Annotated in this window: 21 protein-coding genes, 1 tRNA gene and 2 pseudogenes; 12 read left to right on the forward strand and 12 right to left on the reverse strand. The window is 67.4% G+C overall.

Features of this window, described 5'->3' with window-relative positions; genetic code table 11:
- Positions 1 to 14: 14 nt before the first annotated feature.
- Positions 15 to 545, reverse strand: a complete 531-nt coding sequence (locus WDU93_RS01055) for an SRPBCC family protein (protein WP_337316471.1) — start codon at positions 543 to 545, stop codon at positions 15 to 17.
- A gap of 1433 nt (positions 546 to 1978) precedes the next feature.
- On the opposite strand from WDU93_RS01055, the gene WDU93_RS01060 reads away from it, so the two are divergent.
- The 3 genes from WDU93_RS01060 to WDU93_RS01070 are packed head-to-tail and all read left to right on the forward strand — an operon-like array spanning position 1979 to position 3897.
- The gene (locus WDU93_RS01060) at positions 1979 to 2506 is read left to right on the forward strand and encodes a hypothetical protein (protein WP_337316473.1); all 528 of its coding nucleotides are present in this window, start codon (positions 1979 to 1981) and stop codon (positions 2504 to 2506) included.
- On the forward strand, positions 2496 to 3263 hold the full coding sequence (locus WDU93_RS01065) for a hypothetical protein (RefSeq protein ID WP_337316475.1): 768 nt from the start codon (positions 2496 to 2498) through the stop codon (positions 3261 to 3263). Before WDU93_RS01060 ends, WDU93_RS01065 begins: the two co-directional genes overlap by 11 nt.
- A gap of 28 nt (positions 3264 to 3291) precedes the next feature.
- Positions 3292 to 3897, forward strand: coding sequence for a hypothetical protein (locus WDU93_RS01070; RefSeq protein WP_337316477.1), 606 nt, complete (start codon positions 3292 to 3294; stop codon positions 3895 to 3897).
- Positions 3898 to 4824: 927 nt separating this feature from the next.
- Here WDU93_RS01070 and WDU93_RS01075 read toward each other — a convergent pair.
- Positions 4825 to 4915, reverse strand: a tRNA-Ser gene (locus tag WDU93_RS01075).
- 220 nt (positions 4916 to 5135) lie between these two features.
- Between WDU93_RS01075 and WDU93_RS01080 the strand changes: the two genes are divergently transcribed.
- Positions 5136 to 5909, forward strand: a complete 774-nt coding sequence (locus WDU93_RS01080) for a hypothetical protein (RefSeq protein WP_337316479.1) — start codon at positions 5136 to 5138, stop codon at positions 5907 to 5909.
- Between the two features lie 13 nt (positions 5910 to 5922).
- On the opposite strand, the gene WDU93_RS01085 is transcribed toward WDU93_RS01080, so the two are convergent.
- The 6 genes and pseudogenes from WDU93_RS01085 to WDU93_RS01110 all read right to left on the reverse strand — a co-directional run bounded on the left by WDU93_RS01085 (position 5923) and on the right by WDU93_RS01110 (position 13057).
- Positions 5923 to 6408 (reverse strand): hypothetical protein, encoded by a 486-nt coding sequence (locus WDU93_RS01085; RefSeq protein WP_337316481.1) that lies wholly within the window; start codon positions 6406 to 6408, stop codon positions 5923 to 5925.
- 67 nt (positions 6409 to 6475) lie between these two features.
- Positions 6476 to 8104 carry a thiol reductant ABC exporter subunit CydC gene (gene cydC, locus WDU93_RS01090; protein ID WP_337317267.1) on the reverse strand — a complete coding sequence of 543 codons (1629 nt, stop codon included), beginning with the start codon at positions 8102 to 8104 and terminating at the stop codon, positions 6476 to 6478.
- Between the two features lie 192 nt (positions 8105 to 8296).
- Positions 8297 to 9898 (reverse strand): annotated as a pseudogene (gene cydD, locus WDU93_RS01095) (thiol reductant ABC exporter subunit CydD); the annotation flags it as partial.
- Positions 9895 to 10923: a cytochrome d ubiquinol oxidase subunit II gene (gene cydB / locus WDU93_RS01100; RefSeq protein ID WP_337316483.1), complete on the reverse strand. Its 1029-nt coding sequence runs from the start codon at positions 10921 to 10923 to the stop codon at positions 9895 to 9897. The pseudogene cydD and the gene cydB, both read right to left, overlap by 4 nt.
- A 15-nt stretch (positions 10924 to 10938) precedes the next feature.
- Positions 10939 to 12351, reverse strand: a complete 1413-nt coding sequence (locus tag WDU93_RS01105; protein WP_337316485.1) for a cytochrome ubiquinol oxidase subunit I — start codon at positions 12349 to 12351, stop codon at positions 10939 to 10941.
- Positions 12352 to 12433: 82 nt separating this feature from the next.
- Entirely contained in the window at positions 12434 to 13057 is a 624-nt protein-coding gene (locus WDU93_RS01110) for an ArsR family transcriptional regulator (protein ID WP_337316488.1), read from the reverse strand.
- A 106-nt stretch (positions 13058 to 13163) separates the two neighbouring features.
- Between WDU93_RS01110 and radA the strand changes: the two genes are divergently transcribed.
- The gene (gene radA / locus WDU93_RS01115) at positions 13164 to 14531 is read left to right on the forward strand and encodes a DNA repair protein RadA (RefSeq protein WP_337316489.1); all 1368 of its coding nucleotides are present in this window, start codon (positions 13164 to 13166) and stop codon (positions 14529 to 14531) included.
- Between the two features lie 183 nt (positions 14532 to 14714).
- Here the strand turns inward: radA and WDU93_RS01120 are convergent, their stop codons facing one another.
- The 3 genes from WDU93_RS01120 to WDU93_RS01130 all read right to left on the reverse strand — a co-directional run bounded on the left by WDU93_RS01120 (position 14715) and on the right by WDU93_RS01130 (position 16600).
- A complete protein-coding gene (locus WDU93_RS01120) occupies positions 14715 to 15128 on the reverse strand; it encodes a dehydrogenase (RefSeq protein ID WP_337316491.1) in 414 nt (137 codons plus the stop codon).
- Positions 15129 to 15448: 320 nt separating this feature from the next.
- Complete coding sequence (locus tag WDU93_RS01125; RefSeq protein ID WP_337316492.1) at positions 15449 to 16087, reverse strand: hypothetical protein; 639 nt, start codon at positions 16085 to 16087, stop codon at positions 15449 to 15451.
- A 9-nt stretch (positions 16088 to 16096) separates the two neighbouring features.
- Positions 16097 to 16600, reverse strand: coding sequence for an amino-acid N-acetyltransferase (locus WDU93_RS01130; RefSeq protein WP_337316493.1), 504 nt, complete (start codon positions 16598 to 16600; stop codon positions 16097 to 16099).
- Positions 16601 to 16637: 37 nt separating this feature from the next.
- On the opposite strand from WDU93_RS01130, the pseudogene WDU93_RS01135 reads away from it, so the two are divergent.
- Positions 16638 to 17768, forward strand: a pseudogene (locus WDU93_RS01135) (acyltransferase family protein).
- A gap of 49 nt (positions 17769 to 17817) precedes the next feature.
- Here WDU93_RS01135 and WDU93_RS01140 read toward each other — a convergent pair.
- Positions 17818 to 20346 carry an ATP-dependent Clp protease ATP-binding subunit gene (locus WDU93_RS01140; protein ID WP_337316495.1) on the reverse strand — a complete coding sequence of 843 codons (2529 nt, stop codon included), beginning with the start codon at positions 20344 to 20346 and terminating at the stop codon, positions 17818 to 17820.
- 180 nt (positions 20347 to 20526) lie between these two features.
- On the opposite strand from WDU93_RS01140, the gene WDU93_RS01145 reads away from it, so the two are divergent.
- The 6 genes from WDU93_RS01145 to WDU93_RS01170 all read left to right on the forward strand — a co-directional run bounded on the left by WDU93_RS01145 (position 20527) and on the right by WDU93_RS01170 (position 24523).
- Complete coding sequence (locus tag WDU93_RS01145) at positions 20527 to 21135, forward strand: DUF2975 domain-containing protein (protein ID WP_337316498.1); 609 nt, start codon at positions 20527 to 20529, stop codon at positions 21133 to 21135.
- Positions 21135 to 21869, forward strand: coding sequence for a Rossmann-fold NAD(P)-binding domain-containing protein (locus WDU93_RS01150; protein ID WP_337316500.1), 735 nt, complete (start codon positions 21135 to 21137; stop codon positions 21867 to 21869). The genes WDU93_RS01145 and WDU93_RS01150 overlap by 1 nt, the downstream gene beginning before the upstream one ends.
- Complete coding sequence (locus WDU93_RS01155; RefSeq protein WP_337316502.1) at positions 21866 to 22105, forward strand: helix-turn-helix domain-containing protein; 240 nt, start codon at positions 21866 to 21868, stop codon at positions 22103 to 22105. The genes WDU93_RS01150 and WDU93_RS01155 overlap by 4 nt, the downstream gene beginning before the upstream one ends.
- A gap of 61 nt (positions 22106 to 22166) precedes the next feature.
- Positions 22167 to 22514, forward strand: a complete 348-nt coding sequence (locus WDU93_RS01160) for a hypothetical protein (protein WP_337316503.1) — start codon at positions 22167 to 22169, stop codon at positions 22512 to 22514.
- 54 nt (positions 22515 to 22568) lie between these two features.
- Positions 22569 to 22916, forward strand: a complete 348-nt coding sequence (locus WDU93_RS01165) for a hypothetical protein (protein WP_337316505.1) — start codon at positions 22569 to 22571, stop codon at positions 22914 to 22916.
- Positions 22917 to 23062: 146 nt separating this feature from the next.
- Entirely contained in the window at positions 23063 to 24523 is a 1461-nt protein-coding gene (locus WDU93_RS01170; RefSeq protein ID WP_337316506.1) for a dicarboxylate/amino acid:cation symporter, read from the forward strand.
- Positions 24524 to 24544 lie beyond the last annotated feature (21 nt).

Genomic DNA, 24544 nt, shown 5'->3' on the forward strand with positions numbered 1-24544 from the left:
CTCCCGCGACGTTATCACGCCCCCTCGACGGAGGCCGCTGCCTCGGCCTCCAGGTCCGCCTTGAGCGTCTGCAGGGCACGCGCCAGGTACCGGCGGAGCATCGGCGCCACGATCGCGGCGGCGGCTGCTCGCGCGATCAGGTTGTGGCACACGAGCGAGTACGTCCAGACGATCGACGTCCCGCCGGCCGCACCCTCGCCGAACTCCCAGGCCCCGTCGATGCGCGAGAGCAAGAACCGGTTCACGCCGGTGAAGCCGCTGATGCTGTAGGTGAACGACCGCGGCGCCTCGACGGTCGTCAGGCGCTCCTCGGCTCGTGAGCCGTCGGTGAAGTACACGGTGCGCGAGAGGCCGGGCGTGGTCCAGCGGGCCCGTTCATCGGTTCGCTCGACGCCGGGCAACAGCCAGTACGGGCGGAAGATGCGCGACAGCTCCACGGGAACGATGTGCTCGAAGCACGCCTCCGCCGGCGCGGCGATGTCGACGCGGGCCACGACGTCGAGACGGATGCCTTTTGCCGGGACGGCTGGGGGCTCGGATGTCATGGGGTCAGTCTGCCCGGCACGAGGGCGTCGCGCGACGCCGATCGCACGCACCACCGCTGCACCGCGGCAACCCCGAAATGAGGAAAACCCCTGACGACGCCGGTGTTGTAGCCCTTATGACGCCACATCGCGATGACGCCGGGGTCGTTGCTTGCATTGCGGACGTGACTGCCGATGGGGTGCTTGCCTCGCTCGTTGCAGCTGGCGGGGTCGTGCGTGTCGCTCTTAGGAGCGAGGCACTGCGCCGCGGTCGGGTTATCGAGCGGCGCATGGTAGAACGCTCGAACTCGGGCCGGGCGGTACCGGGCCGCTCTCCGATCCTCGGCATCAGTGCGTCGCCCCCGCCCAGAGCGACGTAAGCACCGCCGCGATGTCAATCGCGAGGGCGACGCCGAAGGCCACACGCCAGCGTCGCGGAATCGGCCGGTTGGCGAGAGCTCGTGCATGGTCATGCTGCCACCGCCCCATCGGCTCTGCTCGCGTGAGTCGGGTCGAAGAGTGCTCGCAGAAGCCACTCGACCTCCGGGTCGGGGGTGGGCTCAGCGGTCCAGTGGGTGGTCGTTGTCGGCTGTCGCATCGCGCCTCCGCCCGTGACGGGCGTTGAAAACGACGAACGCCCGTAGATCCGTTGCTCACCGCACCTGCTGACACGCGGTGTGCAACCCGGATTCCATGGGCGTGGGTGGCGACTGTCGGTGGTTACTCACCGACGTTCCAGAGCAAGGTGTCTTCTAGCCAGCCCGGGAGGAGCTTTTCTGTTGTGTGCGGGGGCAACAGAACCACACCGCACTCGGCGGCACCAGCCGGGAGCCTCCTGCATGACTGGGCGTCAAAGATGATGAGCGCGTGTCGCGCCTGGTTGACTCCCCGCCGGGTGGTTCGCGTCAACTGTTGCGTGCAGGGCGAGACCCCGGTTCCGGCCGAGGTCTCGTCGCACCGCGGGTCCGGCGACGGGCGCGCCACCCTGCTCGCATCGCGGCGGTGAACGCCCCGTTGGATACCGAATCTCGCCATGCGCACCGCGTGATGGCTGCAAGGACATCCTGAGTGCCGTCCTTCCCGCTCCAGCACCGGGAAGTCGGCGTACACGGGTCGATCGATCTAATAACACCCGCATATTAGCTTTCTTAGTTCGCAAGCTATGCAAAGCCCGATCAACACCTTTTCACCATTCAGAACAGCCCATTTGCGCGGCTCATGGCTCTTGCAAACCGACTTGATGCGATCAGGATCGATGAACATGAGTTAACCGCTAGTTTGATGGATCACGCCGTGGTCCTCCGAAGTGCCTGTTTTCACTGCGATACAGAGGGTAGTGATGAGCCACTGCTCGGTGCACCGAAAGATGTACGAGAAAACTTTTTGCTACATCGATGGTATCGACGTATAGATACGTGGTACTGTTCCCTCAACCGAAGGCCCAGGAGGGAACCATGAGCACCAACAACGCCGATCTGGAAATCAACGCGATGGGCGCTATCTCAGCCGCCCTCTCGCCCCTCGAGGCCGACCAGCAGGCCCGTGTGTTGCGCTGGGCCGCTGATCGATTCGCGGTGCGTGATATCAAGACCGGTGTCTCTTCGACTCCTGTCTTCGAGGATATTGCGGTCGCGGCCCCGTCGGAAGTGTCAAGCCGTGCCTATAACTCGATCGACGAACTGTTCGAGTCCGGTGTGGCAAAGACCAATACCCAGAAGGCGCTGCTTGCCGCGTACTGGTTCCAGGTCGTACAGGGTGGCGGCACCTTCCAGTCGTTCACTCTGAACGCCGCGCTCAAGAACATGGGTCAGGGCATCCCGAACATCACCGACGCCCTGGGGTCCGCCGAGGCGCAGAAACCGGCGCTGGTGATGCAGACCGGTAAGACCGGCAAGGCTCGCCAGGCCCGCAAGACCTACAAGCTCACCACCGCCGGCGTGAAGGCCGTCGAGGCGATGCTGGCCAACGGCGATGTCGATTGACCCGAAGACCGCGTTCGCGGCCCTCCCGCCTACGCTCGCGCAGGACTTGCTCGACGCCTACGCGGAGATCGTGACCAACTACGCCGAGCACCGGTGGGAGCCCGCAGAGCTCAACGGGGGGAAGCTCTGCGAGGCGGTCTACTCGATCGTCGAGGGCCACTTGTCGGGCACCTACCCTGCCCGCGCTAGCAAGCCTCGGAACATGCCCGCGGCATGTCTCGCCCTCGAGAAGAGCTACACCAAGGCTCCGCGGTCACCCCGGATCCAGATTCCGCGGATGATCATCGCGCTCTACGAGATCCGCAACAATCGCGGAGTCGGGCACGCGGGCGGCGACGTCAACCCGAATCAGATGGATGCCACCGCGGTCCTGTACATGAGCAAGTGGCTCATGGCTGAGCTGGTCCGCCTCATGCACGGACTGACCACCGATCAGGCCAGCGAGGTTGTCGAAGCGCTCGTAGAGCGCGAGGTCAGCCTGGTGTGGAAGTGGGGCGGGAAGCGTCGCGTCCTCCGCACAGGTCTGACCCTCAAGCAGCAGGTGCTACTTCTGCTCGCGGGCGTCACCGAGGCGACCGAGGCCGAGCTCGTCTCCTGGCTGGAGCACAAGCGGCCCAACGACCTGCGGAAGGCCGTGCTCCGTCCGATGCACAAGGACAAGCTTGTCGATTTCGACGAGTCGACCAAGGCCATCCGGCTCCTCCCGCCCGGAGTCGAGGCGGCAGAAAAGCTCATCCACTCCCTCTCGAAGTCATAACCCGAACCAGCAAGTGGAGGATCCAAAAATGGACGACACCGAGTTCGATACGCGGCTGGACCGCGTGAAGCGGGCATCTGACGTGGTCAACGCCCTGCCTAAGCAGCTGCAGGCCAGCGCCTTTCAGTACCTGATCGGTGCCGTGGAAGTCACTACTGCCGCCGCGCCGTTGAAGAGCGCGCCACCTGCGGAGGAGACCTCGACGGACGGCCCGCCCGAGGACGTCACTGCGGTTGCTAACGGCAACGGCAACGGCACTCCGCGTAAGTCACGCCGTGGCGCACCCAAATCCAACAAGGCTGCTCCCCAGGACCGGGATATCAACCTCTTCCCTGATGGGAAGACATCATTTGCTGACTTCGCTGTCGAGAAGTCTCCGCGGACCATGGATGAGAAGTACGCGGTCGCCGTCTACTGGATCCTGCGCGTGGCGGAGCTCCCGACTGCCACGGTTGCTCAGGTTGTCTCGTGCTTCATCGCGGCAGATTGGAGCCTTCCCAGCCAGGTCGCGAACGCTGCATCGCAGTCTCGCAAGGCGGGTTACCTGAGTAGTGCGAAGGCCGAAGACCTCCAGCTGACCTCGATCGGGATCAACCTCGTGAACAAGCAGCTGCCTCGTCCGGTGACCAAGTAGGACGCGAGCGGGCGACCGGTCTCGCGATCTAGTAGGGCCATTCCACCACGAGGGTGTCGCGCGGATGCCCGTTGATCGATCCGCCGAGGTCCCTCTCGAGCCCCGGTGGCCTGTCCCACCGAGCGGTGGAACGTCAGGAATGCCTGCACGAAGGGTGCGGGGTTGATGGTGATCCATGGGTGGGCTTTGTCCTGGTTGACCCGTCAGCCGTTGCTGGCGGGAGCTTTCGGGCGCGACAAAACCGTGCTCGACCTAGCGGCACAAGGCACCACGTCGAGAGAGTGCATCACGCAGCGCTTCCCGCGTCGATCCGCCACTCGAAAGGCGGCAGGAGCGAGTAGCTCCGCTCACGGGGGCGATGGTTACGGATGCATACCGGGCCGTAAGCCTGGAGGCATTGATGGAGAGATTGAGGCAGCAGGACCCCGACGACCCTCAACCGTTGTATCGTGATCGTCGCCGACTCACGAACTTCAAGCCGCCTCACACGGCACATCGCGAGTCGACTCCGCAGGTTAGGGACTGGTGCCCGACGGTCATGGAGCCGGACGACGGAGACGTATATTTCGTCGCGGTGACACAAAAGTCGCGCACTTGGTTCCGAGATCGCTCTGACTACCGGTCGCAAAGGTACGCGCTCGCGGTTTCGCTGTTCGATGAAGCTCGAACAGAATCAGACCTGACGGTCGCAGTTACGCAGACAGATTCTGTACAGGCCCGATCGCGGGCGCGCCTCTAGCGACTTAGCGCGCAATCGTGATCGAGTTCACCGTCGACCCCGGCCGCGACTACCAGAGCAAGAACCCATGACCCGCCCCGTCAACGATGACCCGACTCACCGCACCCACGCCACACGTCAACGACCCAGACAACAAAAAAGTCCTGAGCCGCGACAAGTTCGTAAACTATGTCGCGACTCAGGACAAATGGCGGTGACGGTGGGATTTGAACCCACGGTAGGGGGTTACCCTACACAACTTTTCGAGAGTTGCACCTTCGGCCGCTCGGACACGTCACCGCGGACAAGCTTACGACACCCGACGCCTCCGCGCGAATCGAGCGCCGAGACCCCGCGTTCCCACCCAGACCCCGCGCTGCGGGCGCCCACAGCGCGGGGTCTCGACGCCAAGTGGGGGTCTCGGCGGAGGAGGTGAGGCGGGGGCGGGATTTTGCACGGCCCGGCCGGAAGGGTGGCTGGTTAGGATGGCCTAAGGACGGATGCTGCGGAAGGAGACCTCATGGCCTTCATCACCTCACCGGCTCTCGCCGAGACGGGATACGTGGTGCTCGACGACCACCCCCAGTCGGCCGACCCGATCGAATGGCCCGAGCTGGACTACATCGGCTGGCGCTCCTCGGGTATCACCCGGTTCGCGCCGCTGGCCAGCTACGCCGGCGAGATCGAATGCAACGGCTTCTGGAACCACACCCCTCCGCGAACCGACAAGGACGGCGTGTGGATCGGCTCGCAGATCGCGAAGGCGCCTGTGCTCGTCGCCCGCGCTCAGGAGCCGGGGGCGAACGTCGGCCGCTGCCGCGTGATCGAACTGCAGCCCAACACCTACGCCGACGCGATCTACAACCTGCACCAGGACGACAACAACCGCCTGAACGAAGACGGCACCGGGTGGGTGGTCCGCGCCTGGATGAACCTCACCGACGACGCCGACTCCCTGCTCATCCTGCGCAGCGACCGCTTCGACCCGGCCACCGAGATCCGCCTGCCGCTGCACGCCGGATCCCGCATCATCGTCGACACCCAGCGCTTCTGGCATGCGGTGTGGCACCGCGGCACCGCCCCGCGCTACTCGCTCATCGTGTCGTGGACCTCCGGGCCCGAACTCGACGCCTACCTCGCTGAGAACGGGGCGAACGCGCATCCGGCATCCGTCGACCTGCCCGCAGCCCTCATCGCCGAAGGCCAGGCCGAGCTGCACCGCCGCATCGAAGAGCGCCGCCGCGCCTTCGAGGCGCACGGGATCATCATGGAGCCCACCCCACCGCTGAACTGAAAGCGCCCCTAGATCAGTCGCGCGGCTCGACCTCGGCGAGCGCCCTCTCGATCGCGACCCGCGTGCCGGGCGGGATGTCGAAGCCGACCGGCTCCATCCTCGCCCGCTCCTCTTCCGTTGCCGGGCGGGGTGCCTCCCTGCGCAGCACATCCCACACGCGCGGGTTCGAGTTGGATCCCAAGATGAAGTAGCGCTCGAACGGCGCCACCTCGCCCGTGTGGATGCGATTCGTCAGAATCCACCTCTTGCCGAGGTACGGCTCCTCATGCGCTTTCATCCGCCGGAACTCCGCCGTGCTGATGCGCAGGTTCGGGATTGCGAGCGGTACATCCTCGATGTCGGCGGGCGGCTCGGCAGTGCGAGTGACCAGGCGGTGTATCGCCGTCAGGTACATCTGCCCGTTGTCGACCTCGGTGAAGTACCCGTGCGCGAACATGCCGTTCGTGAGGGGCACGCTGAAGTACTGGCCCTGCTGAAACCTGCGTCTGGATGCAGCCATCGTCGTCCCCCCTGGCGCCTTCCGGCAGACTACTCGGCGACCTGATCCCGGCCAAGAGTGGCCACCGTCACCGCGTGCGCCCGCCCTCGAGGTGCACAACCCGGTCGACCGTGCCCACGGGCGGATCGACGTGCGAGATGAGCAGCACCGCCTGCTCCCCCGCCGCGCCCAGCAGGTCGGCGAGCAGGGCATCGGATGCTTCGGCATCGACCCCCGCGGTCGGCTCATCGAGCACCAGCACCGGGAATCCGCGCAACAGCGCCCGCGCAAGGGAGAGGCGCTGCGCCTGCCCTCCGGAGACCAACGCTCCCCGATCGCCGACGCGGGCATCCAGCCCACCACGCGCCCGCGCCCACTCCCCCAGTCCGACCCGGTCGAGCACGGCCAGCAGGTCGGCATCGGTGGCGGTGTCGCGCGCGAACAGCAGGTTCTGGCGGATGTCCTCATCGAAGAGCTGTGGACTCTGCTCGCACAGCCCGACGGTGCGCCGCAGCGCCGGGCCGGACAGCGCCGCGGCATCCGCGCCACCGACCGTGTACTCGCCCTCGGCACGGAGGAACCCGACCAGTGCGGCCGCGAGCGTGCTCTTGCCGGCGCCGCTCGGGCCCGATACGAGCACACGCTCACCGGGCGCGAGATCAAGATCGACGCCGCGCAGCGCATCGTCGCCGCCCGGCCAGGCGGCCCGCACGCCCCGCAACCGCAGTGCGGCGGATGCCGGTGGCGTGTCGTCCCCCGCGTCGGATCGGAGCTCGTCCGGCATCCGTTCCGGGAGCACCCCGGCGATGCGCTCGGCGCTCGCGCGGACGCTGCGCCAGGATGCCGCCGCCAGCGGCACCGCGCCGAATACCTCGAACACGACCATGGGCAGCAGCACGGCGACGGCCAGCCACGGGGCGTCGATGCCTCCGGTGGCGAGCGCGGGCGCGGCGGCAGCCAGCACGGCCACGGAGGCGATCCCCGCCACCGCTGAGACGACGCCGGCCGCGACAGCCTGTGACACCGAGGCGCGCGAGACCGCCGCGCGCACGGCCGCATCCGCTGCCCGCACCCGCTCCCGCGCCGCCGCCTCAGCGCCGTAGGCGACGAGCACGTCCACGCTGCCGAAGTAGTCGACGACGGATGCCGACAACTCGGAGCGACGGCTCGAGACGACCGTTTCCGCCCGGGATCCGAATACCCAGCCGGCGCCGATCGAGACGACGGCGGCGACGAGCAGGCAGACAGCAAGCGCGACCGCTCCTGCCGGCGAGAAGACGGCGGTGAAAGCGACGGCGCCGACGGCCACCAGACCGGCGACGGCGAGCGGCTGCACCACCCGCAGCGGCAGGTTCTGCAGGTTCTCGACATCGTCGACGAGGGCGGACAGCACTTGGCCGCGGTCGGTGCGGCCGAGACCGGCAGGAGACAGCGGGATCAGCCGGCGCACCATGCTCGCCCGGGTGACCGCGAGCTGGCGGAGGGCGGCATCGTGACCGGCGAGCCGCTCCAGATAGCGGGTGACGGCACGGCCGACGGCGAAGAAGCGTACCCCGACCACGGCGATCGACAGCGGCACGAGCGAGTCGACGATCGAGGCGCTGACGATCAACCACCCGCTGACGGCGAGCAGGCTCACGGCAGCCGCAGCCGAGAGCACTCCCCAGATGAGCCCGGGCAGGAAGCGCCGCAGCGACGGCTGGGCGAGGCGCAGGATGTCGCGGGCCTGGGCAGGCGGCGGGGGCGCTGAGCCCGGTTCGGTCGCTGAGCCAGATTGGGGCGCTGAGCCTGTCGAAGCGTCGGCCCCTTCGACGGGCTCAGGGACCCACGTGGGCGAAGGCCGTTCGACAGGCTCAGGGGCCGGCGCCTCCTGGGTCGCTGAGCTTGTCGAAGCGTCCCCGTCCCCACGGAGCGTCACGACCTCGTCGGCGATGGCCCGCGCCGAGCGACGGTGCGAGATGAGCAGCACGGTCGCACCGGCATCCGCGATCCCGCGCAGCGATGCCCACAGGCGCGCCTCGGTCTCGGGGTCGAGGGCGCTCGAGGGTTCATCCAGCAACAGCACCCGACGCGGATCGGCCGCGTGCCGGTACAGCGCGCGGGCCACGGCGACCCGCTGCTGCTGGCCGCCCGACAGTCCCGCGCCCTGCACGCCGAGCTCCTGCGCGGCATCCAGATCGTCCGCGCAGGCGGCATCCAGCGCGTCCCGCACCGCGACGGCCGACAGCTCCGAACCCAGCGCGACGTTCGCGCCGATCGTGCCCTGCAGCAGCCCCGGCGTCTGCCCGGCCCACGCCAGCCAGTCGGCCGGGTCGAGTTCGCGCACATCGGCCTCGCCCAGCCGCGCCTCGCCGGTGAACGCCTCGGCGCCGCGCAGCGCGGCGAACAGGCTCGACTTGCCGACGCCGCTGGGCCCTTCGATGAGCGTGATCGTACCCGGATCAGCGGTGAGGGTGACCGGCGGCAGGTCGCGCACCCGCAGGTCCCGCACCCGCAGCGCCGATGCCGCGCGCACCGACGGCGCGGATCCCGCGTGGGGTACGCCGTCCGCCGAAGACCCCGCAGCCGCGGCCTCGTCGAGCACCGCGAACACGTCCTCGGTCGCGGCGACGCCCTCGGCGGCCGCGTGGAACTGCACACCCACCTGCCGAATCGGCAGGAAGACCTCGGGCGCGAGCAGCAGCACGAACAACCCGACCTCGAGCGGAAGCTCCCCCGCCAGCAGCCGGAAGCCCACGGCCACGGCGATCAGCGCCACGGCCAGCGACGACAACAGCTCCATCGCGAACCCCGACAGGAACGAGAACCGCAGCACCTTCATCGTCTCGCGCCGATACTCGTCAGCGGTCACCTCGATGCGCGCGGCCGCGCGCCACTCCCGACCGAACAGACGCAGCGTCGAGAGCCCCTGCACGGTGTCGGCGAACCGGGCGGCCAACTGCTGCAGCGTCTTCCACTGGCGTCGCTGCACCGTGCGTGTGGCGATGCCGATGAGGATCAGGAAGATCGGGATGAGCGGCAGCGTGATCGTCGCCGTCAGGCCACTCGGCCAATCCTGCCACCAGATGACGAGCAGCAGCACGGGGGTCGCGATGACCGTGAGCACCAGCTGCGGGATGTACCGGGCGAAGTAGGCATCCAGCGCGTCCAGGCCGTGCCCGGCGGTGACGGCGAGCTCCGCCTGGTTGCGTCTGGCCAGCCACCCCGGCCCGAGCGTGCCGACCGCGGCGATCAGTGCGGCGCGCAATTCGGCGCCGGTCTTCGCGGCGGCGCGAGACCCGGCGGCATCCGAGGCAGCGATGAGGATGCCGCGCAGCAGCGCCGCCACGACGAGCAGCACCATCGAGCGTGTGACATCCCGCCCGGCGATCACGCCGGTGAGCGTGTCGGTGAGCAGCCACGCGAACGCGATGGTCACCGCCGTCTGCGCGATGCCGATCAGCGCGGATGCGACGAGGAACCCCCTCGCCGCACCCGCGTACCGCAGCAGCCTCGGATCGACCGGTTTCACGCGTGCGCCGGCGCCGCCTCGATCGAGGTGCGGGTGACGCGCTTGCGGAACACCCAGTACGTCCACGCCTGGTAGGCGAGCACGAGGGGCATCGCGACCAGCGCGGTCCACGACATGATCTGCAGCGTGTACGGCGTGCTCGAGGCGTTCGCGATCGTCAGGCTGTTCGCGTCAGCCGTGGTCGACGGCAGCACGTACGGGAACAGCGCCGCGAACAGCATCACCACGGCGAAGAGGATCGCCAGGATGCCGCTGAAGAACGCCCACCCGTCGAGCCCGCGCACCGAGAACACGAAGAGGTTGATGAGGAACACCGCGGCGACCGCACCGCACGCGATCACCAGCCACAGCAGCGGCGCCTCGCGGCCGGCGGCGAGCACGATCGTCCAGACGACGGTGCCCGCGGCAGCGATGATGGCGGGGATGGCGGCCTTGCGCACCAGCGTGCGAGCATCCTCGTGCACCTGGCCGTCGGTCTTCAGCGCGACGAACGCGACGCCATGCACGAAGAACAGCAGCAGGGTGGTCACGCCCACGAGCAGGCCGTACGGGTTCAGCAGCGTGAACAGGTTGCCGGTGAAGATGTGGTTCTCATCCAGCGGCACGCCCTGCACGATGTTGCCGAAGGCGACACCCCACAGCAGCGCCGGCACGGCGGAGCCGATGACGATCATGTTGTCGAACCCGCGCTTCCACTTCGCGCTGTCGCGCTGGTGCCGGTACTCGAACGAGACACCACGCAGGATGAGCGCGAGCAGGATGATCAGCAGCGGCAGGTAGAACCCGCTGAACAGCGTCGCGTACCACTCCGGGAACGACGCGAACAGGCAGGCGCCGGCGACGATCAGCCAGGTCTCGTTGAGATCCCACACCGGGCCGATCGTGTTGATGACCTGGCGGCGCGAGACGTCGTTCTTGCCGAGGAACGGCAGCGACATGCCGACACCGAAGTCGAACCCGTCGAGCACGAAGTAGCCGACGAAGAAGAAGGTGATGATCCAGAACCAGAGGTAGGCGAGGTCCATGTCCGTTCCTTCCGATCAGTAGACGACCGACGACACGGGGGTCGCCTCGTCGTGGGTCTCGGACGTGTCGGGGCCCTTCTGGGCGGCCTTGATGATGAGTCGGATCTCGACCACCGCGAGGGCGGCGTAGATCGCGGTGAAGGCGATGAGCGAGGTGAGCACCTCTCCCCCGGAGACACCGGGAGAGACGCCGTCCTGCGTGGTCATGAGGCTGAACACGATCCAGGGTTGGCGGCCCATCTCGGTGAAGACCCAGCCGACGATGTTGGCGCCGAGCGCGAGCGGGTACGACCAGATCGCGATCTTCCACATCCACTTGGCGGGCGGGTTCTTCGCCCCCTTGCGGGTCACCCACAGGCCGACGACGGCGATGAAGGCGTGCAGCAGGCCGAGCCCGATCATCCAGCGGAAGGCCCAGTAGGTCACCCACAGCACCGGGGCGAAGTCGGTCAGGCCGGTGTCGGCGTACTTCACCGCGTACTCAGCGTTGAGGTCGTTGATGCCGTGCACGCACCCGTCGAGGGTGTGGTTGGAGAGCACCGACAGCAGGTAGGGCACGCGGATGCTGAACAGGTCGGTCTTGCCGTCCGGCGTACCGAGCGTGAAGAGGCTGAACGCCGCATCCTTACCGCACACCGTGTTGTAGGTCGCCTCCGCGGCGGCCATCTTCATCGGCTGGGTGGCGTACATCGCCAGGCCCAGCTGGTCACCGGTGATGACCACGCCGGCGGTGGCGACGAGGATCGCCCACAGACCGAACTTCAGCGAGATGCGCATGGTCTCGGTGTGCTGGCCCCGCGCGAGATGCCACGCCGAGACGGAGATCACGACACCTGACGCGAACATCAGCGCGCCGAAGATCGTGTGTGGGAACGCCGCAAGAGCGACGGGATTGGTCAGCAGCGCCCAGAAGTCGACCAGCTCGGCGCGATTGGTGGCGGCGTTGTACTCGTAGCCGACCGGGTTCTGCATGAACGCGTTGGCGGCGATGATGAAGTAGGCCGACAGGATGCTGCCGATCGAGACGCACCAGATGGTGGCCAGGTGCAGCTTCTGCGGCAGCTTGTCCCACCCGAAGATCCACAGCCCGATGAAGGTGGCCTCGAAGAAGAACGCCAGCAGGCCCTCGAACGCGAGCGGGGCACCGAACACGTCACCGACGAAGCGGGAGTAGTCCGACCAGTTCATGCCGAACTGGAACTCCTGCACGATGCCGGTGACCACGCCCATGGCGAAGTTGATGAGCAGGATCTTGCCGAACAGACGCGTGAGGTGCAGGTACTGCACCTTGCCCGTGCGCACCCAGGCGGTCTGGAAGATCGCCGAGATCAGCGCCATGCCGATCGTGAGGGGCACGAACAGGTAGTGGTAGACCGTGGTCAGTCCGAACTGCCAGCGTGCGAGCGCCAGCGGATCAAGCCATTCCATGCGCGACTCCTCGTTCTCGATCCTGTGTGTCAGGTTACGGGCGTCGGTGCCCACGCGGCCACCGGTGTGGCCGTGAAAAAAGTCAGGCGGCCGGGGCGGCCAGGCGCAGCTGCACGGTGCAGTCCTCGGTGCGGGATGCCGCGAGCACGCATTCGGCGACGAGCGGGCCGCCGGCCTGCGTGAGCACACCCTGCATGAGGCCGAGGTGCACCTGGCAGAGCGTGGGGCGATGCTCGGGGCGGGATGCCGCGTGCGGGCACGGGCTCAGCTCGAGGGTGAGTGCCTGCTCGTCGAGCACGGGCTCGAAGCCGCTCTCCTCGAGGTGCTCGACGAGAGCGTCGAGCTGGTAGGTTGCCTCACGTCCGAGGTCGGAGTCGTCTTCGTCGAGCATCCGCCGCATGAGGTCGCCGCGGCGCGCGGCCTCGGCGACTTTGTCGCGCGCGACAGGGCTGGAGGCGCCCGGCGCGCCGGTGGCGGCGCTGTACAGCGTGCGCGGACGGCCACGGGTGGTGCGCCGCTCTGTGGCAGCGATGACGTAGCCACCCTCGATCAGGCGCTGCAGGTGCTCGCGGACGGTGTTCGCGTGCAGCCCGGTGGCATCGCAGAGCTCCCCGATCGTGCGGTCGGATCGGGTCTGCACCAGGTGCAGGATCCGCACCCGGGAGTAGCTCGAGATCGGCCCATAGACGAGCCCGCCGCCTGCCATAGCTCCATTATTCACGGTCGCCCGCTCGGGCGCGTACGGGTGGGCCGTGAATAATCGACGTCCGCCCCGAACCTCGGTGTCGGATGCCGCGGATAACCTGGGTTCCATGGCAACCCGTCGCCCCGCTCCCCCTGCTTTCGTCTGCACCGAATGTGGGTGGACGACCGCGAAATGGGTGGGCCGGTGCGGTGAGTGCCAGCAGTGGGGAACCGTGCAGGAGCAGGTGGCGCAGACCGGCATCGTGCGGCAGGTGACGGCGCTCGCGCCCACCGCTGAGCGTGCGGCGAGGCCGATCACGGCTATCAGCACCACCGAGGCTCCGCGGCGCACCAGTGGCGTCGGCGAGTTCGATCGGGTGCTCGGCGGCGGCATCGTGCCCGGCGCCGCCATCCTGCTCAGCGGAGAGCCCGGTGTCGGCAAGTCGACGCTGCTGCTCGAGGTCGCAGCCCAAGCGGCGCGGTCGGGTCGGCGCGTGCTCTATGCGAGCGCCGAGGAGTCGCCCGCCCAGGTGCGCCTGCGCGCCGAACGCACCGGAGCCCTGCACGACGAACTGTTCCTGGCCAGCGAGACCGACCTCGCCACGATTCTCGGGCACATCGACGAGGTGCGCCCCGAACTGGTGATCGTCGACTCGGTGCAGACCGTGGCCTCGGGACTCATCGACGGCGCGGCGGGTCAGCCGAGTCAGGTGCGTGAGGTCGCCGCGACGCTCATCCGGGTGGCGAAGGAACGCAATCTGCCCGTCATCCTCGTCGGGCACGTCACCAAAGACGGTCAGGTCGCAGGGCCCCGCGTGCTGGAGCACCTCGTCGACGTGGTGTGCCATTTCGAGGGCGACAGGCAGACGGCGCTGCGGTTCGTGCGCGCGCTGAAGAACCGGTTCGGTCCGACTGACGAAGTCGGATGCTTCGAGATGACCGGTGCCGGCATCGCCGAGGTACCCGACCCGAGCGGCCTGTTCCTGTCGCAGGGCGCGGCCGAGCCTGGCACCTGTGTGGCGATCGCGCTGGAGGGCCGGCGCGCCCTGCCGGTCGAGGTGCAGGCGCTGACGATCGACTCGAGTGCACCGAATCCGCGCCGAGTGGTGCACGGGCTCGACTCCTCACGCGTGGCGATGGTGCTGGCGATCCTGGAGCGACGCGCGGGCATCTCGACCTCGAAGCTCGACGTGTACGTGTCGACCGTCGGCGGGGTGCGATTCACCGAACCGGCGGCCGACCTCGCGATCGCCGTGGCGGTGGCCGGGTCGATGCAGCACTTCTCGGTGCCGCGCACCGTGGCAGCCGTCGGCGAGCTGTCGCTCGCGGGCGAGATCCGCCCGGTGGTGCAGGCCGCGCAGCGGCGCAGCGAGGCGGCACGCCTGGGGTACCAGCAGGTGGTCGACGATCGCTCGAAGACCCTGCGCGCCGCGCTGGGTGATGTGCGCTCACGCTCCACGCAGCGCCGCCGCGAAGACGAAATTCCGGCCTTCTGAGCCACCCTGGGCGCCCTTCGTCTCGTCGCTGCGCTCCTCGCGCAGGAACCGCGCGGCGTGTCGAAGGGCGGTCCCTGAGCCTGTCGAAGGGCGGTCCCTGAGCCTGTCGAAGGGCGGTCCCTGAGCCTGTCGAAGGGCGGTCCCTGAGCCTGTCGAAGGGCGGTCCCTGAGCCTGTCGAAGGGTCAGGCCTCGAGGGCCTTGAGCAGTTCGTGCGGAGAGGCCTGCATCGGATGCGGGCCGGCAATGTCGAGGAACACCGTGGTGATCTCGTCGAAATGGGTGGTGAGGAACGTCTTCAGCCACTGCGGCGAGTAGATCGCCACACCCGGCGGGAGGTTCGCCGGTTTGTTCGCCGCGTCGCTGAACAGCAGCAGGGCGACATCGCCCGTGTTCGGATCGCGGTAGGTCCAGACTTCACCGCTGTCGAGGGGGTTGTCGCGCGCCCCAGGCTTGATCAGCGGAACCACGGTATTGCCGTGCCGCAAGGCGAGTGCGACGCCTGCGACATCCTGCTTCTCGAGAGCCTGCGCGAGTGCTTCGGAGCGGAACTCCTCCGGTGCCGGCTTGCCCTTTCCGCGGGCCTTCTTCTTCGCCATGTCTCCAGCTTAGGAGGAGAGCAAAAAGATGGGGCCCTCTCGAATCCACCATTGGGGACTGGGGAACTCGAGAGGGCCCGCAGGCTCTCATGCGGTGCTTGTCGAAGCGCTGGGGACGCTGGAGTCGACACCACTGGGGATGGCTTGCACCGCGTTAGCGGAGAACCGCATTCAATGGTATCCCAAAATACTGGCGACTGTCTTGGATTTATAGTCTCTGCATCAGTTATGTCGGAAGTGCGCAGAAACGAGCATGAATGTTCGTGAAAGTCGCTCTGGTGAGCATGCGTCGCATGCACCATGGCGCAGTGACGAGGCGCTCAGTAGAGCATGATCTGGCGCGACTGCTCGCTCTCGAAACCGCCGATTGACACCGTGACGTGATACGAGGCGCCGCCCCCCGGAGCGCGCGGACGATTCTCCTGCTCGCACGTGTCGGTCGACGACCGCGTGCGATCCCAGGTGACCGGCTGCACGCTGGTCACCGACTGCCCCGCGGTGAGCGTGACGACCATGTCGCTCGGCTCCTGCTGGCAGTCCGTCGAGCGCCACCACACGTCGTCGCCGCTCGCGACGATGAACTTCTGCGTGCTGGATCCCACGTTGATGGTGCAGTCGTTCTTCGAGGTGTTGGTCAGCTCGATCGACAGCTGCGGCAGGGCGCCGGACGCATAGCTTTCTGCGTCCGTCAGTGCCCGCACCTGCACATCCGTCGCCGCGCAGGCGGCGATCGTCGGCGTCTCTTGCGGCTCGGGCGATGCCGTCTCCTGCGCCGAGGGCGAGGGCTGGGATTCCTCGCTGGCGCTGGCGCTGGGTGTCGGGGTTGGGCCGGGGGCCGCGTTCCACGGTTGTGCCACGGCCAGCCAGATGCCGCCCCCGATCAGGCCGAGCACGAGCAGCACGACGAGCAGCAGCGCCAGACGCCGACGGCGATAGACGGCAGCGGAATGTCGGGGCATATCTCCAGGCTAGATCAGGTGCTTGAGCATCCTGGTGTTGCCGAGGGTGTTGGGCTTGACGTGGGCGAGGTCGAGGAACTCCTCGACACCCGCGTCGCCGCTGCGCAGCAGCTGCGAGTAGACGTCGGCGTCGACCACCTGTTCACCGATGGGCGCGAAGCCGCGGTGGGTGAAGAAGTCGACCTCGAAGGTCAGGCAGAACAGGCGGCTGAGGCCCAGATCCCGGGCCCGGCGCTCCAGGGATTCGACGAGCCGGCGGCCCACACCGTGATGCAGCCAGTCCTCGCGGACCAGCAGCGTGCGCACCTCACCGAGGTCTTCCCACATGACGTGCAGAGCGCCGCATCCGATCATCTCTCCGTCTGCCTCGGCGACGACGAACTCCTGCACCGCGCCGTAGAGCACGGCGAGATCCTTGCCGAGCAGCACGCGTCGGCTCACCATCGGCTCCAGCAGACGGTGGATGCCGAGGATGTCGGCGCTGCGCGCCGGCCGGACGATGTAGTCGCTCACGTCATCCAGATTAGATGTGCGCCGCTATGCTGAGCGCGTGAATCCCACGCCCGCGCGTCGGCCCGATCGCGTCGGTGGCCTCGACGCCCTGCGCGGCCTCGCCGCCCTCGCCGTGTTCGTGTGCCACATCGCCGCCTATTGGGGCGAGCTCGAACTTCCGGAACGGTTTGTGAAGTTCACGCAGATCGGCGCCCACGGCGTCGACGTCTTCGTGGTCTTGTCCGGCTTCGTGCTCATGATCCCCTTCACGAAGCCGGGTCGCACCGTCGACGTCGCCCAGTTCTACGGTCGCCGGATGTGGCGCATCCTTCCCGCCTACTAGGTCGCCCTGGCGATCGCCGCCATCCTGGCGACGGGCCCGCTCGCGCCGCTCGTCGTCGGCCCGCGCGCGTCCGCCTGGGACGTGATCGTGCATGCTTTCGGGCTCCAGACCGTCTTCGTCCCGACACTGAGTTCGATCAACGGATCGCTGTGGAGCGTGTCGCTGGAGATCACCCTGTACTTGGTGTTCCCGCTCCTGCTCGTCGCCATCTACCGGTTCGGCGGCATCGTCGTGACGCTGCTGGCCGCCGCGCTGTGCGTGACGCTGAGCTTGACCGGCGCGTCCTTCGGCGGGCTGCTCGATGGATTCCCGTCAGACCCGCACACCCTGCCGATGCGCCTCGTGCAGTTCGTGATCGGCATGGCATTGGCCACTGTCCTGGCGCGCGCCGACCTGGGACGACTCCGTCAGTCACGTCAGCACCGCACCATCGCCTGGGTATCAGCCGCCGTCGTCGGCCTTCTCGCCGTCCTCGCGACGACCTTCGAAGCTCCCTCGGGCGTAGACCTGTCGATGTGGGGGCTCAGCGGGGCGACCCTGGTCTGGGTGTTCGTGCTGTTCCGCCCCGGGCGTTTCCTGGGTGCTCTCGAGAAACTCGGCCAGCGCGCATACAGCTTCTATCTGATCCACCAGCCCATCGTGCTGCTCTCCGGAGCGGTGGCCGTTCTGCTCCCGGGGCCGGGGCTGGTCGTCCTCGCGTATGCGGGCCTGGTCTGTCTGCTGCTCACCTGCGTTGCCGCGGAGATTCTGTACCGCTTCGTCGAGCGGCCAAGCCACCAGGCTGCGCAGCGGCGCTACCCGACGATCTACCGCTCCGTCGGCGACCCCACCGCCGAGAAGCGCTGACACGCAGAAGGGGCGGATGCCGCAGCATCCGCCCCTTCTCTGTGTCTGATCAGACCGTGTCGCCCGCGACGAGGTCGGGGGTGGCCGAGATGCCACCGCTGGTGTCGACCCCGACGGAGACCTTCTCGCCCCGCGGCGCGTGCTCGAAGGCGAACTTGCCGTCGACGACGTCAACCTTCACGTGGTCGCCGCTGTTGAGCTGGCCGTGCAGGATGCGCTCGGAGAGCTGATCCTCGATCTCACGCTGCATGGCGCGGCGCAGGGGCCGGGCACCGAGGGTGGGATCGAAGCCGATCTCGATGAGCTTGTCCTTCGCGGCATCCGTCAGCTCCACCGTCATGTCGCGGTCGAGCAGGCGGTCGCCCAGCTGCTTGGTGAACAGGCCGACGATCTGGCGCAGTTCCTCCTTGTTCAGCTGCGGGAAGACGATGATGTCGTCGACACGGTTGAGGAACTCGGGCTTGAAGTGGCGCTTGAGCTCTTCGTCGACCTTGCCCTTCATCCGCTCGTACGTGGTCTGCGAGTTGCCTTCGACCTGGAAGCCGACCGGACCACCGGCGATCGCCGACGAACCGAGGTTGGTCGTCATGATGATCACGGTGTTCTTGAAGTCGACGATCCGGCCCTGACCGTCGGTGAGACGGCCTTCTTCGAGGATCTGCAGCAGCGAGTTGAAGATGTCGGGGTGGGCCTTCTCGATCTCGTCGAAGAGCACGACCGAGAACGGCTTGCGGCGCACCTTCTCGGTGAGCTGGCCACCCTCTTCGAAGCCGACGAACCCGGGAGGGGCACCGAACAGCCGCGAGACGGTGTGCTTCTCGCCGAACTCGCTCATGTCGAGCGAGATGAGAGCGGCCTCGTCATCGAAGAGGAACTCCGCGAGCGCCTTGGCGAGCTCGGTCTTTCCGACGCCGGTCGGGCCGGCGAAGATGAACGAGCCCGAGGGACGCTTCGGGTCCTTGAGGCCGGCACGCTGACGACGGATCGTGCGGGAGAGCGCCGCGATGGCCTCTTCCTGACCGACGACGCGCTGGTGCAGCGCCTTCTCCATGAAGACCAGCCGCGAGGACTCCTCTTCGGTGAGCTTGAAGACGGGGATGCCGGTGGCCTGGGCCAGCACCTCGGCGATCAGGCCCTCGTCGACGACGGCACGGGTGCCGACATCGCCGGAGCGCCACTGCTTCTCGAGACGCAGACGCTCACCGAGCAGTTCCTTCTCCTGGTCGCGCAGCGACGCGGCCTTCTCGAAGTCCTGCTCTTCGCTCGCAGCCTCCTTCTCCTCGCGCACCTTCGCGATGCGCTCGTCGAACTCGCGCAGCTCGGGCGGGCTGGAGAGGATGCTCAGACGCAGACGCGCACCGGCCTCATCGATCAGGTCGATGGCCTTGTCCGGCAGGAACCGGTCAGAGACGTAGCGGTCGGCGAGGTTCGCCGCGGCGACGATCGCGCCATCGGTGATCTGCACCTTGTGGTGCGCCTCGTAGCGGTCGCGCAGACCCTTGAGGATGTTGATCGCGTGCGGCAGGCTCGGCTCGTTCACCTGAATCGGCTGGAACCGGCGCTCGAGAGCGGCATCCTTCTCGAAGTACTTGCGGTACTCGTCGAGGGTGGTCGCACCGACCGTCTGCAGCTCACCACGCGCGAGCAGCGGCTTGAGGATGCTGGCGGCGTCGATCGCGCCCTCGGCGGCACCGGCACCCACGAGGGTGTGGATCTCGTCGATGAAGACGATGATGTCGCCGCGCGTGCGGATCTCCTTGGTGACCTTCTTCAGACGCTCTTCGAAGTCACCGCGGTAGCGGGAACCGGCGATGAGCGAGCCGAGGTCGAGCGAGTAGAGCTGCTTGTCCTTGAGCGTCTCGGGCACATCGCCCTTGACGATCGCCTGGGCAAGGCCCTCGACGACGGCGGTCTTGCCGACGCCGGGCTCACCGATGAGGACGGGGTTGTTCTTGGAGCGACGCGAGAGGATCTGCATGACCCGCTCGATCTCCTTCTCACGGCCGATCACCGGGTCGAGCTTGTTGTCGCGCGCGGCCTGGGTGAGGTTACGGCCGAACTGGTCGAGCACCTGCGAACCGCCCTGCGCGGACTGCTGGTTCTCGTGCGTCTGCGCGCCGACCGCGGCCGGCTCACGGCCGGGAGCGCCCGAGAGCAGCTGGATGACCTGCTGGCGCACCTTGTTCAGGTCGGCGCCGAGCTTGACGAGCACCTGGGCGGCGACACCCTCGCCCTCACGGATGAGGCCGAGCAGGATGTGCTCGGTGCCGATGTAGTTGTGGCCGAGCTGCAGCGCTTCGCGCAGGCTCAGCTCGAGGACCTTCTTGGCGCGCGGGGTGAACGGGATGTGCCCCGTCGGCTGCTGCTGCCCCTGACCGATGATGTCCTGCACCTGCTCGCGCACGGCGTCGAGCGAGATGCCGAGGCTCTCGAGGGCCTTGGCCGCGACACCCTCGCCCTCGTGGATGAGGCCGAGCAGGATGTGCTCGGTGCCGATGTAGTTGTGGTTGAGCATCTTCGCCTCTTCTTGGGCGAGGACGACGACACGACGGGCTCGGTCGGTGAATCTCTCGAACATGCTGTGACTCCTTTTCGCACGCGGCGAAGCGGCTGTGCGCCTTGTACATCGAGAGTAACCACCGGGCGAAGCAGGAATGCCCGTGTTCGCCGTCGGCATAGAGGGGTCTTGACGGATTTATCGACAGTCGTTATGTTAACGAAAAGCGATAACAACGATTATCGATATGGAGGTCGGGACATGAGCGGTGAGACACGAACATTGAGCAGAGCGGATGCTCTTGCCATGGGCGCCTTCGTCGTCGCGGGGGTGGCGATCGCCGCCTGGACCGCGTGGAACGCAGGGGCGCGGATCGTCGAACTCGTCCGGGGCACGGACGTTGGGGTGGTGGTGGATTTCATGGGCACGCCCGTACAGGCAGCCGCTTCGGGTTCCGCTGTCCCCGTCGCGCTGGACAGCGGAACGGTCACCGTGCCGCAGCTGAACTCGGGCGCGATCGCCTACGGCGTCATGGGGCAGGTCGCCTTCGTCGTCACGGTCATCACGATCGTCTTCTGCCTGGTCGCGCTCAGCCGCCAGTTGCAGCGCGGTCGCGTGTTCGGCCGCCGCAACACGGCACTCGTGATGACCGCCGGTATCACGGGGCTCGTCGGCTTCACGGCATCCGACTTCTTCGGGAGCATGCTCGCGAACTCGGCCATGTTCCAGCTGGTGGACGACCCTGTCGAGATCGCGCTGCTGACCGTCGACCCCTTCACCTTCGTGCTCGCGGCGTTCGCGATTGCCATCGTCGGCAGCGTGTTCACAGTCGGGGCACGACTGCAGCGCGAAACGGAAGGATTGATCTGATGGGAACGTTCAACCTCGCCCTCACCGCCCTGGTGGTGGCGCTCGTGGCGATCGCTATCTGGCTTCTCGCGAAGCGCCTGAGTGAGGGCAACCAGCGGGCCTTCGATCTGCTGCGCTTGCTCGCATGGATCATCACCGTGCTCCTGCTCGTCGTCGGGGCAGTGGGCCTGGCCCTCAACCTGGCGAGCCCGTCGGTCACGATGGACGTGCCGTACAGCAATGTCTGGCCGATGCCGATGCCCGGTGTCACCATCGAATCCTCTGGTGCGAGCATCGAGGGGTCGACGACGGCGGTGGCACAGCTGACACTGTCTGGGCTGTCACCGGCTCCGCGCATCCTGTGGGCGATCGGGCAGTTGCTCTCCGTACTGCTGCCGGCCTCGGTGGCCTTCCTCGTCGCTCGTGCGGCGGGACAAATGAAGGCCGGCGCGCCGTTCGCTCCGGTGCTGGTGCGCACCATCCAGATCTGTGCTGTCGTCATCCTTGGAGCCGGTGTCCTCGGCCCGCTGCTCACCGACGTCGCCGGATCCATGGCCTCGAACGAGGCCCTGGTGTTCGGCGCCTCGATGACCGGATACCCGGACACGTGGACGGTGCAGGACGCACTGCCTCAGCCGGCCGTCCTCGTCACCCTCGACCTGTGGCCCATCGGTGTCGCCGTGGCGCTGTTCGTGCTGAGCGCCGCCTTCCGCTACGGCGCCCGGCTGCAGAAGGAGACGGAGGGCCTGGTATGAGCCCCGCAGCGAGCGACGACGAGTTCACCGGCATCCACTGCCGGCTCGACGAACTGCTCGCCGCGCGAGACATGACCCTCACCCAGCTCAGCGAGGCTGTCGGAGTGAGCATCGTGAACCTCTCGGTGCTCAAGAACGACCGAGCCCGCGCCATCCGCTATTCCACCCTGCGCGCGATCTGCGATGCGCTCGACTGCGAGGTGGGCGACCTGCTCGTGCTCGCACCTCGAGACTGATGGGTATTTGTCCCCATGCGCGGAACCCTAGCGATTGCCTGTGAGCCCGTAGCCTGGGGGCATGAACATCGACCGGAACCTGCGTTCACGTACCTCCCGCCTCCTCCTCGCGCTGCCCGTCGCGGCACTCGCCTTCTCCCTCGCCGCCTGCTCTGGAACCGTTGAGCGTCCCACGGCGGAAGAGGTCTCCACCGGCCTGAAGAAAGTCCTCGAAGAGCAGGGCGCCGGCGATGCCGTCACCGACGAGATCGCACTGTGCCTCTCAGAAGCGCTCGTCGACTCCAAGGTCTCCAACGAGACGCTCAAGGCCATCGCTGATGGCGACAGCGAAGCACGCACCAACAATGAGGACTACAACCTCGTGCTGACCACCATGCAGGAAGCCGGCACGGACTGCATCACGCAGTGACCTGTCTCACCCCGGCGCTTCTCGCCGGCTACCGCGAACCCGTACGCTGATCGCATGAACGTCGACCGGAACCTGCGTACACGCACCTCTCGCCTCCTCCTCGCGCTGCCCGTCGTGGCTGTCGCGCTGTCCCTCGCCGCCTGCTCGGCCCCCGTCGAGCGCCCGTCCTCCGACAAGGTCGCCGACGGCATCCAGCAGATCTTCGAAGACGGCGGCCTCGGCGACTCGTTCACCGAAGCGCAGATCACCTGCATCGCCGACATGCTCGTCGACTCCGACGTGTCCGACCAGGACCTCGCCAACATCGCCGACGGCAAGGACGTACAGACGAGCGCGGAGGCCGCGAAGCTCGTCGAGGAAGAGATGACCGTCGCCGCTCAGGAGTGCTTGACGGCGGAGTGACCCGAGGGTTTCGTGAAGGATGACGGATGCTGCGGCATCCGTCATCCTTCGTCATTCCCGCCCAAGGAATGAGGCAGGACTCCTAGCGTTGAGAAGGTAGGGCCGAAACTTCGAGCCCGCCGATGCACCCCCGAGCAAGGAGTCCCATGAGTACGACAGCGCGCGCCCAGAAGGCGCCAGACACCCGAGGTCCGGTCCGCAGACTGCTGACCTCCTTCGGCTTCCAGATCATCGCAGCACTCGTCCTCGGCATCGCCGTGGGCCTGCTCGCGCGGGGTCAGGGCGCGACCGCCGACAGCCCCACGGGTCTGTCGGCCACCCTCGACACCATCGGCAGCTCCTACGTCACGCTGCTGCGCGCCGCCGTCGTGCCGCTCATCTTCACCGCGATCATCGCCAGCATCTCGAACCTGCGTCGCGTGCAGAACGCCGCGCGCCTGGCCGGACAGACGCTGCTGTGGTTCGCGATCACCGCGTTCATCGCCGTCACGATCGGCATCGTGCTCGGCCTGGTCATCCAGCCGGGCGCGCGCGCCGGCGAGGGCCTCGAGACCGGTGAGCCGTACACCGTCGGCACCTGGTGGAACTTCCTCCTCGGGCTCATCCCGCAGAACTTCCTCGGCCTGGGTGTGAACACCCAGCTCGACCTCGAAGCCGGAACCGCGGCCTCCAGCGTCAGCTTCAACATCCTGCAGGTCATCGTCGTCGCCACCGTCGTCGGCATCGCCGCGCTGAAGGCCGGCAAGAAGGCCGAACCGTTCCTCGTGTTCACCGAGTCGCTGCTCAAGGTCATCCAGCGGGTGCTCTGGTGGATCATCCGCATCGCCCCGATCGGCACCTTCGGCCTCATCGGCGCCGCCGTCGTCAAGTACGGCTGGGAGAAGCTCGCCTCGCTCGCCTGGTTCGCCATCGCCGTCTACATCGGCCTCGCGCTCGTGCTGTTCGTCGTCTACCCGATCCTCGTGCGCAGCAACGGCCTGTCGATCAAACAGTACTTCTCGGGCGTGTGGCCGGCCGTCCAGCTCGCCTTCGTCAGCCGCTCGTCGATCGGCACGCTGCCACTGACCGAGCGAGTCACCGAGCGCAACCTCGGCGTGCCGCGGTCATACGCCTCGTTCGCGGTGCCGTTCGGCGCCACGACGAAGATGGACGGCTGCGCGGCGATCTATCCGGCGATCGCCGCGATCTTCGTCGCCCAGTTCTTCGACATCGAGCTCAGCATCATCCAGTACCTGCTGATCGTGCTCGTCTCAGTGGTCGGCTCTGCCGCCACCGCGGGCACCACGGGCGCTGTCGTCATGCTCACCCTCACGCTGTCGACCCTGGGCCTGCCGCTGGAAGGTGTCGGTCTGCTGCTCGCGATCGACCCGATCCTCGACATGGGCCGCACCGCGGTCAACGTCGCCGGCCAGGCGCTCGTGCCCACGATCGTCGCCAAGCGCGAGGGCATCCTCGACGAGGAGCTCTACAACGCACCGCGCCAGGGGCTGCCGTTCGCCGAGGACGACGTCGACGACGACAAGACGGATGCCACCCCGGATGCCGTCTCGGATGCCGCCTCGGATGCCGCGGAGTCGGACACCGCTGAGGCCGCGCCCACCCGCTGAGGCCTGACGAGAAAGCCGCCT

The organism is Microbacterium istanbulense (genome assembly GCF_037204145.1).
GTDB lineage: Bacteria > Actinomycetota > Actinomycetes > Actinomycetales > Microbacteriaceae > Microbacterium > Microbacterium istanbulense.

Bases quoted from the DNA above. Each gene is read 5' to 3' on its own strand.
- WDU93_RS01055 (WP_337316471.1), bottom strand. From the start codon at position 545: ATGACATCCGAGCCCCCAGCCGTCCCGGCAAAAGGCATCCGTCTCGAC.
- WDU93_RS01060 (WP_337316473.1), top strand. From the start codon at position 1,979: ATGAGCACCAACAACGCCGATCTGGAAATCAACGCGATGGGCGCTATC.
- WDU93_RS01065 (WP_337316475.1), top strand. From the start codon at position 2,496: ATGTCGATTGACCCGAAGACCGCGTTCGCGGCCCTCCCGCCTACGCTC.
- WDU93_RS01070 (WP_337316477.1), top strand. From the start codon at position 3,292: ATGGACGACACCGAGTTCGATACGCGGCTGGACCGCGTGAAGCGGGCA.
- WDU93_RS01080 (WP_337316479.1), top strand. From the start codon at position 5,136: ATGGCCTTCATCACCTCACCGGCTCTCGCCGAGACGGGATACGTGGTG.
- WDU93_RS01085 (WP_337316481.1), bottom strand. From the start codon at position 6,408: ATGGCTGCATCCAGACGCAGGTTTCAGCAGGGCCAGTACTTCAGCGTG.
- cydB (WP_337316483.1), bottom strand. From the start codon at position 10,923: ATGGACCTCGCCTACCTCTGGTTCTGGATCATCACCTTCTTCTTCGTC.
- WDU93_RS01105 (WP_337316485.1), bottom strand. From the start codon at position 12,351: ATGGAATGGCTTGATCCGCTGGCGCTCGCACGCTGGCAGTTCGGACTG.
- WDU93_RS01110 (WP_337316488.1), bottom strand. From the start codon at position 13,057: ATGGCAGGCGGCGGGCTCGTCTATGGGCCGATCTCGAGCTACTCCCGG.
- radA (WP_337316489.1), top strand. From the start codon at position 13,164: ATGGCAACCCGTCGCCCCGCTCCCCCTGCTTTCGTCTGCACCGAATGT.
- WDU93_RS01120 (WP_337316491.1), bottom strand. From the start codon at position 15,128: ATGGCGAAGAAGAAGGCCCGCGGAAAGGGCAAGCCGGCACCGGAGGAG.
- WDU93_RS01125 (WP_337316492.1), bottom strand. From the start codon at position 16,087: ATGCCCCGACATTCCGCTGCCGTCTATCGCCGTCGGCGTCTGGCGCTG.
- WDU93_RS01140 (WP_337316495.1), bottom strand. From the start codon at position 20,346: ATGTTCGAGAGATTCACCGACCGAGCCCGTCGTGTCGTCGTCCTCGCC.
- WDU93_RS01145 (WP_337316498.1), top strand. From the start codon at position 20,527: ATGAGCGGTGAGACACGAACATTGAGCAGAGCGGATGCTCTTGCCATG.
- WDU93_RS01150 (WP_337316500.1), top strand. From the start codon at position 21,135: ATGGGAACGTTCAACCTCGCCCTCACCGCCCTGGTGGTGGCGCTCGTG.
- WDU93_RS01155 (WP_337316502.1), top strand. From the start codon at position 21,866: ATGAGCCCCGCAGCGAGCGACGACGAGTTCACCGGCATCCACTGCCGG.
- WDU93_RS01160 (WP_337316503.1), top strand. From the start codon at position 22,167: ATGAACATCGACCGGAACCTGCGTTCACGTACCTCCCGCCTCCTCCTC.
- WDU93_RS01165 (WP_337316505.1), top strand. From the start codon at position 22,569: ATGAACGTCGACCGGAACCTGCGTACACGCACCTCTCGCCTCCTCCTC.
- WDU93_RS01170 (WP_337316506.1), top strand. From the start codon at position 23,063: ATGAGTACGACAGCGCGCGCCCAGAAGGCGCCAGACACCCGAGGTCCG.